12 protein-coding genes and 1 other annotated feature are annotated in these 15,490 nt (G+C 37.2%); of the genes, 7 read left to right on the top strand and 5 right to left on the bottom strand.

What is annotated here, in order from left to right; genetic code table 11:
• Positions 1-67: 67 nt before the first annotated feature.
• Complete coding sequence (locus NV377_RS18710; protein WP_258202329.1) at positions 68-955, bottom strand: AraC family transcriptional regulator; 888 nt, start codon at positions 953-955, stop codon at positions 68-70.
• Positions 956-1,283: 328 nt separating this feature from the next.
• Between NV377_RS18710 and NV377_RS18705 the strand changes: the two genes are divergently transcribed.
• Entirely contained in the window at positions 1,284-1,571 is a 288-nt protein-coding gene (locus NV377_RS18705; RefSeq protein WP_258202328.1) for a hypothetical protein, read from the top strand.
• Positions 1,572-1,810: 239 nt separating this feature from the next.
• Here NV377_RS18705 and NV377_RS18700 read toward each other — a convergent pair whose 3' ends face one another.
• On the bottom strand, positions 1,811-2,371 hold the full coding sequence (locus NV377_RS18700; protein ID WP_258202327.1) for a sugar O-acetyltransferase: 561 nt from the start codon (positions 2,369-2,371) through the stop codon (positions 1,811-1,813).
• A gap of 199 nt (positions 2,372-2,570) precedes the next feature.
• Positions 2,571-2,822: a binding site (T-box leader), on the top strand.
• A gap of 90 nt (positions 2,823-2,912) precedes the next feature.
• Here NV377_RS18700 and NV377_RS18695 point away from each other — a divergent pair.
• Complete coding sequence (locus tag NV377_RS18695; protein ID WP_258202326.1) at positions 2,913-4,571, top strand: 2-isopropylmalate synthase; 1,659 nt, start codon at positions 2,913-2,915, stop codon at positions 4,569-4,571.
• A 124-nt stretch (positions 4,572-4,695) separates the two neighbouring features.
• On the top strand, positions 4,696-6,468 hold the full coding sequence (locus NV377_RS18690) for a glycerophosphodiester phosphodiesterase (protein ID WP_258202325.1): 1,773 nt from the start codon (positions 4,696-4,698) through the stop codon (positions 6,466-6,468).
• Between the two features lie 520 nt (positions 6,469-6,988).
• On the opposite strand, the gene NV377_RS18685 is transcribed toward NV377_RS18690, so the two are convergent.
• The 3 genes from NV377_RS18685 to NV377_RS18675 form a co-directional block, all read right to left on the bottom strand.
• The gene (locus tag NV377_RS18685) at positions 6,989-7,534 is read right to left on the bottom strand and encodes a 50S ribosomal protein L25 (protein ID WP_258202324.1); all 546 of its coding nucleotides are present in this window, start codon (positions 7,532-7,534) and stop codon (positions 6,989-6,991) included.
• Between the two features lie 323 nt (positions 7,535-7,857).
• A complete protein-coding gene (locus tag NV377_RS18680; protein ID WP_258202323.1) occupies positions 7,858-8,634 on the bottom strand; it encodes a DUF817 domain-containing protein in 777 nt (258 codons plus the stop codon).
• Between the two features lie 271 nt (positions 8,635-8,905).
• Positions 8,906-10,387, bottom strand: a complete 1,482-nt coding sequence (locus NV377_RS18675) for a SpoVR family protein (protein ID WP_373425835.1) — start codon at positions 10,385-10,387, stop codon at positions 8,906-8,908.
• Positions 10,388-10,701: 314 nt separating this feature from the next.
• On the opposite strand from NV377_RS18675, the gene NV377_RS18670 reads away from it, so the two are divergent.
• The 4 genes from NV377_RS18670 to NV377_RS18655 all read left to right on the top strand — a co-directional run bounded on the left by NV377_RS18670 (position 10,702) and on the right by NV377_RS18655 (position 15,445).
• Positions 10,702-10,968: a YfhJ family protein gene (locus tag NV377_RS18670; protein ID WP_258202321.1), complete on the top strand. Its 267-nt coding sequence runs from the start codon at positions 10,702-10,704 to the stop codon at positions 10,966-10,968.
• 317 nt (positions 10,969-11,285) lie between these two features.
• Positions 11,286-11,867: a hypothetical protein gene (locus NV377_RS18665; protein ID WP_258202320.1), complete on the top strand. Its 582-nt coding sequence runs from the start codon at positions 11,286-11,288 to the stop codon at positions 11,865-11,867.
• A 256-nt stretch (positions 11,868-12,123) separates the two neighbouring features.
• The gene (locus NV377_RS18660; protein WP_258202319.1) at positions 12,124-13,923 is read left to right on the top strand and encodes a sensor histidine kinase; all 1,800 of its coding nucleotides are present in this window, start codon (positions 12,124-12,126) and stop codon (positions 13,921-13,923) included.
• Positions 13,916-15,445, top strand: a complete 1,530-nt coding sequence (locus NV377_RS18655) for a response regulator (RefSeq protein ID WP_258202318.1) — start codon at positions 13,916-13,918, stop codon at positions 15,443-15,445. Before NV377_RS18660 ends, NV377_RS18655 begins: the two co-directional genes overlap by 8 nt.
• Positions 15,446-15,490: the final 45 nt, after the last annotated feature.

Below are 15,490 nucleotides of genomic sequence, written 5' to 3'. Positions count from 1 at the left end.
ATCGGTTTGAAATACTATTAATACGATAATTTAGATGGATGAATAGCACAATATTGCAGGTTAATACTTAGTTGAAATAAAGCTTGTCGTACTGTAATTGATGCTTTGTTGAACGGAATGAAGCGGGAGTTTGACCGATTAATTTACGAAAAACTCTAATGTAATAACTTGCAGAAGAATAACCGACCTCTTGTGCAATATATTCAAGTGAATGGGCAGTAGATAACAGTAATGTTAGTGAGTTTTCAATCTTTTTTCTATTCAAATAATCGTTGGGCGTGATACCCATATATTTCGTGAACGATCGGATAAATTGATACTTGGACAATCCTAATTGATTGGCAAGCTCTTCTTGGCCGATCATATTCTGATAATGTTGATCAATATATTGCACAGCTGCGGTAATTGAAGCTGGTAGTAACTTTGGCATAGGAGATGACTCTGCATACTTCCTAAGTTCAATTACAAAAGAATACACATAAGTAGAAGCGATATATTCATCTGTAATTAAGCCTGCTTGAGCAGTGGAAATAATCTCTTCAAGTATTTGAATTGGCTTACTAGTAGGTGGTAAAAATGGCGTACGCCCAAGAAATTGTACGATCTCATTCCAAAATGGCAAAATCGTATGCGGACGGATCAGAATAAAATAGAAATTCCATCCCTCTTGTTGAGGATCATAGTAATAGCAATGATCACTAGGGATTTCCGTTAGAAAAGCTTGATGCTTCTGAATTTTCAACGTTTGTTGACCTATATCTAGTTGACCGTTACCTTCTAATGTATATTGGAACAGCAGTAGAGGACCATCCTGACGTTCTAATCCATGCCAGCGATAGAGATCATGCGTTATATGATCATGACCAACTGCAAAGAGATGACAGAGCGGTAGATGAAGGTTGGAGTAGTTATTGAAGCGAAATCCATAAGTTTCATAAGGTAACTGAATAGGCATGAAATACTCCTTTCAACTTATATCGAGTGTATATGATGCTTGTTCCTCATTATAACTTGTTTCAAAGTAAGCGTCTTGTAAAGAGACAATTTCCTAAAATGAAATGCATAGAAAACATGCAATAGATTTAGAGAGTTAACATGTGTCAAAAATGTGAAAATCTATATTGACTAATAAATGTAATCATTGTAATATATTCCTTGGTCATACTTATCGATAAAATTTATAGGTTTGTCCACTCTGATAAATAATAGTTGATAAGCAATATGAATTCCATATCGATGATGTTTTGGAGTATGAACGATATTAAAGCGAAGGACGTGATGATATGCAAGAAACAGGTCAAACGTATCAAGAACCTATAGTCAATCAGCAATACATAATTCAAGAGCAAGTAGCTCCAGTAGTTAGTGTGAAAGAATGGTTAATTTCATTTTTAATTCTTTTAATTCCTATTGTAAACATTGTTATGATGTTCGTATGGGCATTCGGTGGGGGAAATCCATCAAAAGCTAATTTCTTCAAGGCATCATTAATATGGGCTGCTATTATTACTATTCTTTATGTTGTAATCTTTGTATTGATCTTAGGCTCTCTAGCCACCGCTCTCTCTTAAATGGAGTAAATCCCCTGAACTATGTTTAGGGGATTTTTTTTAATCCAACAAAAGGAATGGCTTGATCGATAATAGATAAACTTAAATATGACTGGACTATGAATATTAGTTACGGAGTTGTTTTTCTATCTTTAAAACAAACAAGGCAACGATCTCTTTTATTGAGACCGTTGCCTTGTTTGTTTTCTTATGAATCAAGAGTGCCCTAGAGGTATTTATATGCTATGTCAGTTCAACTGTTATTCTTCAATTTGTTTAATGATTTTTGCAGGATTGCCGCCAACAACAACATTATCAGGTACGTCCTTGGTTACAACAGAACCAGAAGCGATAACAACATTATTGCCTATTGTCACTCCAGGGTTAATAACAGATCTACCACCTATCCAGACGTTATGACCGATCGTAACTGGCTTACCATATTCAGCCCCTGTAATTCTTAGCTTTGCATTAAGCGGATGTGTTGCGGTATAAATGTGAACCCCTGGCGCGATAAAACAGTTATCGCCAATACGAATTTCACATACATCCAAAAATACGCAATCGAAATTAGCATAGAAATTTTCGCCAACATGAATATTGTATCCATAATCACAGCGGAAAGTTGGTTCTATGTAGAGTGAATCTCCAGTTGATCCAAATAGCTCTTTTAATAGTTTTGTTCTCGTGTTATCTTCAGTTTCAAGTGATTGATTGAACAATCTAGTCAGTCTTCGAGAATTGGCTCTGCCTTGTAGTAACTCGGGATCAGAAGCAAGATAAAGTTCACCATTCAACATTTTTTCTTTTTCAGTTTTCATAACAACCTCCGTATGAATTGAAATCAGTTTGTCTTGTTTATCATAGCATATTCGAAAGTTTAATTTGACAATAGTATGGGAGTTGTTTAATAATAGCTCATAAGTTAACGTCTCCAAGTTAATATGAAATATATAGAATTTTCTTTTTTGAATAGGCTTGATAATATGTGGGCATATGTATTAGAATGAATAATAATAGTTAAATACTTTGAAGAGGAATAGTAAGATTTTCTGAACACTCAGAGAGCTGTTGGTAGGTGCGAAACAGCTGTAAAGAACTTCTGAACTAGCCTTGGAGTTGCTCACTGAACAGGTATTATGTAGGTGAAGCCGGAGCCTAACCGTTATCAATAGGAGGATATATGGCGTAATGTCATAATCCGCTAAGAGCATACCAACAGGTATGAATTGGAGTGGTACCGCGTAAGATGACAAGTCTTTCGTCTCTATTTTTGGAGACGGAAGACTTTTTTGTGTTTTTATAATGTAATTCAAGAATGAAATGATGGGAACAAATTAGAGAAAAAGGATGGTTATTAGGATGAAAAATTACGATAAGTACACTAAAGGATATTTCATGCCACCTGTGTCCAGCTTGAAATGGACGCAAAAAGAATATATTACTGAAGCACCAACATGGTGTAGCGTTGATCTAAGAGATGGTAACCAAGCGCTAATCGTTCCTATGAATTTGGAAGAAAAACTTGAATTCTTCAAATTATTGGTGAAAATCGGATTTAAAGAAATTGAAGTAGGTTTCCCTGCTGCATCAGAAACTGAATTTACATTTTTACGTACATTAATTGAGCAAAACCTGATCCCGGATGATGTTACGATTCAAGTGTTAACACAAGCGAGAGAGCATATTATAAGAAAGACATTTGAATCCTTAAAAGGTGCTCCTAGAGCAGTTGTTCATTTATATAACTCTACTTCTGTCGCTCAACGTGAGCAAGTATTCAGAAAGACAAAAGAAGAGATCATTAATATTGCAGTAACAGGTGCCGAGTTGCTGAAAACATGTGCAGAAGAAACGGAAGGGAACTTCCAGTTCCAATACTCACCTGAAAGTTTTACAGGTACAGAGATAGAGTTTGCATTAGATATTTGTAATGCAGTGCTTGATGTATGGAAACCGACAGCAGACAATAAAGTAATTATGAACTTGCCTGTAACTGTATCGATGTCAATGCCTCACGTGTATGCAAGTCAAATTGAGTATATGAGCGATAATATGAAGTATCGTGAAAATGTCATTCTGTCCCTACATCCACATAATGACCGTGGTACTGGCGTTGCCGATACTGAGCTTGCTCTTCTTGCAGGTGGACAGAGAGTTGAAGGAACACTATTTGGAAATGGTGAAAGAACAGGTAATGTCGATATCATTACGCTTGCTTTGAACATGTATTCCCATGGTGTTGATCCTCAATTAAACTTTGAAAATCTACCTGAAATTCGTACAATATACGAAAGATTGACGAAGATGACAGTTAATGAAAGACATCCATATGCAGGCGAGCTAGTATTTACAGCATTCTCTGGCTCACACCAAGATGCAATCGCTAAAGGGATGAAATGGCGTGAGGAAGAAAATCGTCAATATTGGTCAGTTCCTTACTTGCCGATTGATCCATTAGATATTGGCAGACAATACGAGGGTGATATTATTCGTATTAATAGCCAATCTGGTAAAGGTGGCATTGGCTACTTGTTGCAACAGAACTATGGATTGGATCTACCACAACAAATGAGAGAAAACTTTGGCTACAAAGTTAAAGACATATCAGATCGTTTGAATAAAGAAATTATGCCAGAAGAAATCTATGATATCTTCAAAACGGAATATGTAAATATTAAGACACCAATTGAATTTGTAAATTATCATTTCACGAAATCTGATGATTTCCAAACCGTTGTGCAAGTTATTAAAAATAATGAGACGTTGGAGTTAACAGGCACAGGTGACGGTAGACTAGATGCGATTAGTAATGCTTTACAAACGGATCTAGGTATAAGCTTCTCTAATCTCACTTACAAAGAGCATGCGCTAGATGTTGGATCTAAGTCTCAAGCGGTTTCTTATATCGGAATTACTGCAGCGGATGGAACAATGTATTGGGGTTGTGGCATACATGTAGATATCATGACCTCATCAGTAAAAGCATTAGTAAGTGCAGTTAACAAAATGATCGGTTAATATGAATAAAGAAAAAGGGTTCGGCTACTAGTAGCCGAACCCTTTTTTGTTGTCTCTTTAATTTATAGCTGATTAAAGAGTATAATGGGACTATAACCAATTTTTGATAGATAGGGTGAATGGTATGCTTAGGCTGCTGGATAGAAGCATTAGAGATTTTCGGGCATCGTACTCCAAGCTACTCATTTTTGAATATGTATATATGTTACTTACGAGTTTTGTCATCATACCTGTTAATGCTTTTATTTTCAATCGGATCTTATTGGTTGTCGGCTCGGGTTCGTTGCTGAACGATGAGGTATATTTGCTAGGACGCACTTTAGAAGGTGTTGCAGGACTGATTATGATTGGTCTTGTCGCATCATTTGCATTGTTTATTGAATTATGTGTGCTGATAATATTGGTTCAGCAGCGCTACTTTGGCAAAGAGATTGCTATCTCCGATGCATTGTTAACTACGCTACGTCAGACACCACGACTATTTGGATTTGGTATTTTTCAATTGTTTCTTATATTATTGGTGCTTATTCCGTTTATTGATTCGCCACTATCTGCATCGTTCTATAAACTGTTCAATTTCCCTATCTTTCTGCAAAATCAAGTGTTGGACGTTTCTTATACGATGACTTTTGTATATGTACTAATACTTATAGCTGCATTATATACGGTGCTACGTGGAATATTTGTGTTGCACTTTATCGTTCTTGAAGGAAATACGATTGTTGAAGCAATTCGTAACAGTTTAGTGCTAACACGGGGGAAACGGTTGCAGCTTTTCATTTGGCTATTTTTATTGAATGGGTTAGTGCTTGGAACAGGTTTTGTTGTGATTTCATCCTTGTCATATTTACCTTCATGGCTAGATATTAACGTACTTAAAGTATTTTCTAATCATTATTCATTGACATTGTCTACTATATTGACGTATATGTTTGCTTTGTTACTTATGCCGATAAATATTATCTTTCTAACTCGATTGTTTTATTATTTCGGTAGGGAGAAAGGGATGAGGCTGCGGAATACACTTAACGTATTTCGTAGCAGATTTGGTGGAATGGAGCGACGTATAACTAATTATTTGAAGAAGCGTGAACGAACTCGGCTGCTATATGCAACTACAATAGTTGTCTATATTGGATTAGCTTTATTCGTAGGTTTCAAAGCGAACGATACTCTTGTGTATGCCAAATGGAGCGTGCTTATATCGGCTCATCGTGGCGATGTGGAAAGTGCGCCAGAAAACTCAATCCCTTCTATTGAGATGGCTATTGAGAAAGGAATTCAATCAGTGGAGCTGGACGTTCAATTGACTAAAGATGGGGTAGCTGTTCTGCATCATGACTATACTTTGCAGCGGTTAGCAGGAGTTACGGAGCGGGTGTCCGATCTCACCTATGAAGAAATTAGCAAGCTCTCCATCGGTACAGATGCTGATATGCAACCGGTTCATATTCCAGAACTCAATGAAGTGTTAAATGTAGCAGAGGGCAAAATCAAGCTGTTGCTCGATCTAAAACCAGATGGCTTGGGTGATGAACTAGCGAAGGAAGTTGTAGAGCTTGTACAAGGATTTGATATGGAGGAAGATGTCTATATTCAATCCTTTGACAATCATACTTTACGGCAAATTCGAGAGAGAGCACCGGAGATTAAGATCGGTCAAATTCTTTATTTTGCGTTCGGTGACTTATCGGCATTGGATGTTGATTTCTACACTGTAGAGCAAGTGATGCTAACAGAGCAACTTGTAAAGCGGGCACATGATTCTGGGCGTGAAATATGGGTGTGGACAGTCAATAGCACACATAATATGAAGGAAGTATTGAAGTTCGATGTCGATGGTATTATTACCGATCATCCAGTACTCGCTCAGTCGATGGTTGAGATTGATTTATAAGCTTATTGTGGTGACGCTATGATGACTAATAGCTGTTCCGATCGGGGTGCGTTTGGTTGAACGCTGCGATGATTAATAGCTGTTCCGATCGCCGTTGTCCTCGGATATATTGTAAAAGGTAATCGTAGTATAAATCCGAGGACAAAAACGAACGCTATCGCTTCTCCACGAGCAATTATTCATCTTCGCTACGACGCGGGAGTTGAATGGAGACTAAAAATGAGGTCTATAGCGTCAAATGAGGGTGGAACTGGAGAATAGACACTAAAAATGAGGTCTATAGCGTCAAATGAGGGTGGAACTGGAGAATAGACACTAAAAATGAGGTCTATAGCGTCAAATGAGGGTGGAACTGGAGAATAGACACTAAAAATGAGGTCTATAGTGGCAAATGAGGCTGTAAGATCCAGAATAGACACTAAAAATGGGCTCTATAGCAACAAAAAGGGGTTAATCCCCTAGTCATGTTTAGTGACTAGGGAGATTAGCCCCTTACTTTTATAAATTCATAGAATAAATGCTATGGCTTTACAAGAGAAACGAGTTGTTCATTTTCACCTGAAATCATAACAACTTCAGGAGGAAGGGGGATATCCTTCATAAGCAAAAATTGTCCAATTTCCATATCACTAATATCTATTTCAATACTATTTGGTAAATATTTTGGAAGTGCTTCGACTTCAACGAACGTATTCTGAGTTTGAAGAATTCCACCTAGTTTCGTTCCAGCAGGAACCCCAATCAATTTCACAGGAAGCTTGGTACGCAATATTTCATTTCCTTGGACGATTTGAAAATCTACATGCAGCAATTCCATAGTTATAGGATTTTGCTGAAGTTCTTCAATTACAACAGAAACTGGCTCCTGATTTGTAAACTGCAATTGCAGCGGACCATGTCCCTGTCTCATCCATTTTTGAAAACTAGTTACGGGAATATGAAACATTTGAGTTGAAATGTTTTTGCCAAATAATACACCTGGCAAGCGCCCGCTTTTTCTTAAGTCACGAAGCTCTGATGGCTTCTGATATAATCGCTCCACTGCTTGAATACAATTTGTTTTCATGTCTAACCGCTCCTCTTCATTATATGATTACAGTTCCCTAACTACAGACTGCTTTCCCCAATTAGGGGCTATAAAGAGAAACACAGCATCACCACCCAGTTAATGTAAAAACCCCAATATATAAACGAAGGCACCTCACTTTAAAAAGTGAAATGCCAATGGGTTTCCAATACCATATCATTATTAGGAGGTAATGTCCAATTTCGATAGAGTTGAAGTAATAAAGCTGTTAAAAGTGAAACGAGCATACCAAGTGATACCTTTGCACGCTCGTTTCCTTGGATGTTGTAACTTGATGAGCCTATAGCATAAAAATAGCTCTACTACGAGTTTTGTACTGTACGACTAGCTTTTACATGCTTAAGCTGGGCAACGATAATGACACTAATGATTACAAGTAGGAACCATGAGCTAATCTTACTAAAACTAACAATTTGCCATGTTTGGTATTGATCAGGGTATTTCCAAGCGCCTAAAAATGTAGCTATATTTTCTGCTAACCATATAAAGAAACCTACAATGATAAATGCGACGGTTAAAGGCATTCGATAAGTAGTTTCTCGTACCCTATAAATAATCCAAGTTTTCCAAAAAACAATGAAAACCAGTGCAGTTAACCACCAACGAAAATCTGGAATAAAATGATGTGTGAAAAAGTTAAGATAGATTGCCCCACCAAGCAGAGCCGCAGACGTAAGACCTGGCCAGCCAGTCATGTCCATTCTCAGTCTACGCCAAATTTGACACATAAAACTAGCAACACTTGCATACATAAATCCGCTGTAGAGCGGGACACCAAATATCTTCGTGTATCCAAGCTCAGGATACGACCATGACCCCATCCACACTTTATATAACTCTAGTGTCAAGCCAATAATATGAAAAACGCAGATTACTTTGATTTCATCGAGCGTCTCTAATCCAGTGCGGTACATCAGATATTGAACAAGCAGTAATACAATGAGAATAGCGTCGTAACGATGCATGAAAGGTATTGGTATTACGCTAGACAGAGCTAAAGTGCCAAAAATAGCTATAGGAAAGATGCAGCTCATCGCCTGATGATAGCCAAAATGAAGTAGTTGTATGATTGGTCTCAATTTGTTACTCACCTTCTTGTGTTAATATTATTGTTAATTATTATACACTATTAATATCGTTTCACAGCCCTTGCTAACTAAATAACGAATTATAGCCTAATAATGTTACAAAACCGCCAGCATAGAGAGAATTTCTCGCTATGTTGGCGGTTTATTTTTAAAAAATATAAGTATTTATCATGGGAATTATAACCTACATGTGGAAATGCGATAAAGTAGCTAAAAAACAAGCGTAACGATTATTAATACTCGTTACGCTTGTTTTATTCTGTCACAAAAACTTTCTCGTCGTTTTGCCATTGATGCAAGTAAATACCATCTTCTTGCTTTCAACGACTGTTTGCAGATGAACATTTCTGCCCCATAAGCTTTGCACATGAGGGAGCGTACGCTCTATATATTTCAGATCAAGCTCATTGCCCTCGTATTGATGCTCGAGATAAAGCTCTCCGTTGCTGTTATAATCCCCATCGACGACATGCAGACTTGGGAATCCACCGTTAACCTTGGAGAAAACAAGCTGATCACGAATATGCTCCCACGACTTATCTGTAATTTTCCACTCAGGACCTTTTTTCTCGAAGATGTACAGGTCTAGCTCATCTACCAAATTCTTTGTTAAGTAATTACGCATGAAAGATTGATCAGAATCAAGCTCACGCACCTCGAAAATCTTCTCACGCCCTTTACCAGGAGTACGTCCGAAGCGTCGCTGTTCTTCGACTGTTGGATTATCCCAGCGCTTTTCTATGTCCTCAAATATTTTCAAACCTAAGTAATAAGGATTAAGGCTATTCTTTGATGGAACAACAACAGATGAATTGAGCTTGGCAAATTCAATCGTTTCTTCACTAGTGAGATCCATTTCACGAATGATACGCTGATGCCAATAGGAAGCCCAACCTTCGTTCATGATTTTGGTCTCGATCTGAGGCCAGAAGTATAGCATCTCATCACGCAGCATCGTTAATATATCTCGCTGCCAATCATCTAAAACAGGTGAATATTCTTCAATGAACCAGATCAAGTCCTTCTCAGGTCGAGGTGGGAAACGCTTTGCTTCTCGTAAAGCCTCTTCACGCTGCGATTGATCTTTTACTTTAGCCTCTAAATCCAAATCCCATAATTCTTGATAAGGAGATGAGTAAGGTGTAAGAAGAGCACTTTGCTTTTCTTGCTCCTTCATCGCCATTTCTATATATCTTTTCTTATCTAACTGATAAGGCTTAATAATTGTGGGGTCTACATGTTCTTGAATCGCGAGAATAGAGTCGATAAATTTCTCAACAGCGTCTACTCCGTAAATCTTCTCATATTGATGAATTCGATCGGCAGTTGCAGCCATACTTTCTACCATTTCACGATTCGTCACACTGAAACGAATATTATTCTTGAAGAAGTCACAGTGGGCAAGCACATGGGCAACGATTAATTTATTTTGAATCAAAGAATTACCTTCAAGTAGAAAGGCATAGCAAGGATTGGAATTGATTACAAGTTCGTAGATTTTACTTAGTCCAAAATCATATTGTGTCTTCATTTTGTGAAAAGATTTTCCGAAGCTCCAATGATTAAAACGGGTCGGCATTCCATAAGCACCGAAAGTATAGATAATATCGGCAGGACAAATTTCATATCTCATCTCATAGAAGTCAAGACCAAACCCTTTGGCGACCTCTGTAATTTCTGCAATGGCACGTTCTAATTGCTTCATATCATCTGACGTCACTTGCTCATCTCCTTTACATACCATTCTATAAAGAAATCAAATTACTGGTTATTCCGACGTATGATCTAGTATATGAGCATCATTGAAAGGATATGAGAAATGGGAAACATGGACGAGCAGATGAGCGATGGTAACTTGTATTCGTTTTGAGGTGGAGTCAGATAAAGAACATATGTCATCTTTATGTTTCTATTCAGAAATCTCTTTAAGATGGACTTGCTTGCGGAATGAGAGGCAAGTTATTTATTTGACTTTGAATTTCATAAAAAGTTTAGTATGATGGTATTTTATATCAATGGCGTTAAACTTGAACATTATTCGAAGGAGATTATTATTTTATGCTGGACAATATAAAGCGACTAACAGAACTATTAATGGAGAAAAATCCAGAGCTACCAGAGGAGAAGGCAATGATATGGGTAGAGCTATTATGGAGTGATTACGAATCAACCTCTGGCAAAGCTGGTTTCATCTTTCAAGGAGCAGACTACACTGAGAATCTTGTACGCCAGTTAATTACTAGCTACGGAGATAAGCTTCATCTATTTATCGCGAAAAATTCGAAGTATGCGAATTTACTAAGTGAACCAACAATAAGTGAATAGTTTAGTAATTTATTAAAGAAGAGGCGACTATTATAGTCGCTTTTTTGTTCCCCCGTAACTAACAGAAGCCGAGTCTTCGTTCATGATTTTTGTCTCGATCTGAGGTTAGAAGTATAGCATCTCTTCACGCTGCGATTAATACTTTGCTTTAGTTTCTATATCCACATCGATACCGATGTAGTGTAGAAACGTATTACAATTTTCGAGTGATTCCAAATTAATCCAAAGTAAAAACAATACAGTGCAACTTTCTTCATAAGCCAATCGTTATGGTAGATAGAACAACTAAGTTAATTCTATGCGAAAGGAAGCTTTAGATGAATAAATGGTTTATATTATTATTGATAGTATGCTCACTGTCGCTGACTACGTCATGCTCAATATCTGACGTGAATCATCAAGAAAAACCATCAAACTCTCTAAACTCTCAAAAGAATTCCATCACTTTAGACAGTAATTCAGTTCAATCCAATGATTTTGTGCTTCGCATGATTTCAACAAAAGATGAATACATAGTGGGTGAAAAAGTTGAACTTTATGCGGCATTAGAGTATGTAGGTCAACAAGCAGAAATAACAATTACTCATGCTGCTTCACCGATAGGAATTAGTCTACATGAGAATAATAGCAACATCGGTTTTGGCTATGTTATGGACCAACCGTTAATTAGTACGATCTTAAAGCAAGGAAGTGCTTTTCAACAAGAGTATAAATTTTCAGGTATTTCTTTCGACGGTTCTAATAAAGAATATAAGGAACTTTACAATCAACTAGCTGATGGTCATTTTCCAGAAGGGGAATATGTCATGACTGCGAAAGCGAATTTTACTGATATCACAAGTGATCTACGGGAAGATTATGAAATGCAAGTATCTACTAGTTTCAGGGTAGTACAATGATTATTCACCCCTATGAAAATTACATTATTAATTAGAAAAACATATACAATAAAAGGGCTGGGTTTCGATTAGCTAAGTAATTTACTTAGTGAATCGAAACCCAGCCTTTGTTCATAATTACCCCATTCACAAACGGCTACTACGCAATGCTGCACAACAAACTATAGTACCAAATAACATATTACCGTTTGCAAGCGCTTTACTCTATGGTAACTTAAAGTAATAGCATTTATTTAGAAATAAGGAGAAAGTAATTATGAAATCATTAAAATTTAAACTAATGGTAACTTTTATTTTCCTTATCGTCGTTTCTTTTAGCGTAATGGCACTAATACTATTCAATTCATCCAAAACTATTATTAGTAGCTATATCGAGGAATCTGCCCTTGAGAAGATGCAGGAGTATTCCTCCTATGTAGAAATGCTGCAAAATCAAGTCTATGACTCAGCTTCACTAGTATATAATAGCGATGTTATTTACAACTGGGATCGTGTGCATTCGGATGAAACTGCCACGGATGGTGCAAAGATGTTAGCGAATTTGGAGCTGAGCGAGTATTTGACTCAGGTGACGAATAGTTACACCCCAATTGCCAATCTTACCGTTTATCGTCAACCTAATGTATGGATTAGTGGTGAAAACTTTATTAAACGGAGTGAATCATTCACAGATGAATCATGGTATATCGATATTAGGGAAAAAGAACGCTATTGGGGTCCTGCAAGCATTGATATGGTAGAACTAGTTAAAGGCAATCAGAATCAAATGGTAAGTATGACGATGCCACTAGATTCGTATAATCCAGCAATTGCTCACTCGTATTTGAAAATTAACGTTAGTGAAGACTACTTTCTTGAACCATTAGAAAGATTACATCTAGGGGAAACTGGGCAAATTTATTTGATTGATCGGTATGGTCAAATGCTACTGACAGGACAAGCTCAACATATTGAAGAACATCAACTCTCATATTTAGACGAAATGAAAGCGAATTCAGATAGTGAAGGTCGAATACTTCGTACGAATGATGCAGGCGAAAAGGAAATGATCGTATATAAACGACTACCGAAAACAAAATGGATGCTCGTCGGAATTGTTAGCGAAAAAGATCTCTATTCAAAGCTCAATAACCTACGCAAGACTGTGGTTGTGCTCGTCTCTATACTTCTAGTTGTATCAATTGTGGTGACATTAGTGTTTTCACATAGTATTTCAAAGCCACTTAATTCTCTTGTAGCTGCAATGAGACATCTAAAGCGAGGCGATTTTTCACAGGCAGAGAATAGAATTATGAATGAAAAATCGAATACGATGGAGATAGCATTTGTTATTGATGTATTCAAAAATATGATATCTCAGCTAAGACAATATATATCCAAGGAATATCAATTAACACTGCTTAAGCAAAAGGCAGAATACAAAGCATTAATTATGCAAATCAATCCACACTTCCTGTTCAATACACTAGAAATGATTAGTAGTTTAGCTCTACAAAATCGAGGCAAGGAAACATCAAAAATGATTTTATCATTAGGTCATATGATGAGATATTCGCTTAAAGTAAGTGATGACTTGGTGTATCTACGAGAAGAGCTACGCTTTATTAATCACTATTTAGATATTATTCGTGTTCGTTTTCGTGATCGATCTCATATAGAGCTTTCTGTTAACGGAGCAATCGATGAACTACTTATTCTCAAATTAATTATGCAGCCTATTATTGAAAATGCGGTAAAGTATAGCTCAAAACAAACGGATTTCATTCAAATCTCGATTCATATTACACGTACAGAACAACATCTTCAAATCTCAATCAGCGATAATGGACCTGGCTTTACGGCAGATGAGAAGTATCAGTTAATTCATCACATCGAGAAGCAATGGCGCTCCCAGCAATATGAAGAAAAAGATCGTCATATTGGTCTGCAAAATGTTTTACTGCGCGGCTACGCTGTGTATGGAGATCAATTTCATTATACTTTAGAGAAAAGTAGTTATGGAGGAGCAGAGGTCAGCTTGTACGTCCCTTTAAAGGAGGAATTACAACATGATTAACGTATTAATTGTCGATGATGAGCTTGAAATTCGAAAAGGTCTATATCTAAAAATTGATTGGCAGGAGTTAGGATTTAACATCATTGCTGAAGCTATTAATGGCGCAGATGCCATTGAGCAACTTTCCGAGCATTCTATAGATGTTGTAATTACAGATATGAACATGCCTGTTATGGATGGAGTTGGATTGCTATCCTATATTCAGCAACACTATCCTTCGATCAAAGCGGTCGTGCTAACTGGCTATGATGATTTTGCCTATACGAAGGCGGCGATTCGTCATCGAGCAGTTGAGTATCTACTTAAGCCGGTCATGCCAGATGAGCTGGAGCATATTCTTTTGCAGATCAAAGATAGTATTATGAATGAACGCCGTGAAAAAGTATCCAGTCAGGAATCTAGCAGAAAGCATCAGCGTTGGTATAAGGAGATTCGCGAAAATTTTGCGCTTCATATGCTCAAGGGTGACTTATCGCCAATCATATTGGATAAAGCACCGCTCATTCAGATGAGTGAATGGAATGATACTAGCATTCAAATTGTGACATATGGATTGCTTACTAGCGGCAGGGCAGAGCAATTTCAATTGCCATTTGAGCTAATCACACGTGAGCTTGCTGAGCGTTATGTTGAGCAAATCATTATATGCAAGGATAGCAGCTACCCTAATCTAATTCATATGATCTGCTCCGATGGGCAATATTCACGTCAGCAAATGTTACAAAGCTATAAGCAGGAACTAAAACAGCATTTGGGTTTTGAGCTTGTTTTAGGAATGAGTTGTAAGGTGCAAGGGTTTCAGCAATGGTATCGTGCCTATATGGATGCCTTGTTGCAATGGAGTTTACAAACTAGTGACATTGATCAGGATACAGCGCTTCAAGGACAGTATAACAAACTGGATGAAGATGTACTGACACGTTTATTGCAAAAGGATGATGTAAGCGCGGTACTACATTATATCGGTACTATTTTCTCGGAAGCGATGATGCGCTCGCATACGGAACTTGTAAGAAGGATTTTTGAAGTTCTTATTGCGCTTGAACGACTACTTCAAGGGCAAAAACTAATGACCCATACCATTTGGCTTAATCCGGAGCAGGTACTGAAGCTTACCACAGTTGATAAAGCTCTTCATTATATTGAGCATTATTTGCGTGAAAACCGGATGCCGGTTAAGCAGGAAGGCAATGAAAATATTTTTAAAGAGGTACTGTCCTATATTGGACAAAATTATATGTATGAGATTACGCTGCCTTCACTTGCTGAAAAATTCAGCTATAATACGAGTTACTTTTCTGAGCTATTCAAAACAAAAGTAGGGCAAACCTTTGTTCAGTATGTATCCGATCTCCGAATGAAGCATGCTTGTCAATTATTAGAGACGACTGAGCTTGGACTTAGCGATATAGCGGAGCTAACAGGTTTCTCCAACGCAAGCTATTTCAGCTCACGATTCAAAAAAACATTTCAAGTAGCCCCATCAGAATATCGTATAGAAAAATTAAAGTTGAAATCGTAGTAATCTAAAAAAATTAATAGAAAATGACCGAAAAAATAGAATTCA

It is taken from the genome of Paenibacillus endoradicis (assembly GCF_024721975.1).
The sequence above is the reverse complement of the archived record's forward strand: the minus strand, read 5'-3'. Positions and strand labels throughout refer to the sequence as shown.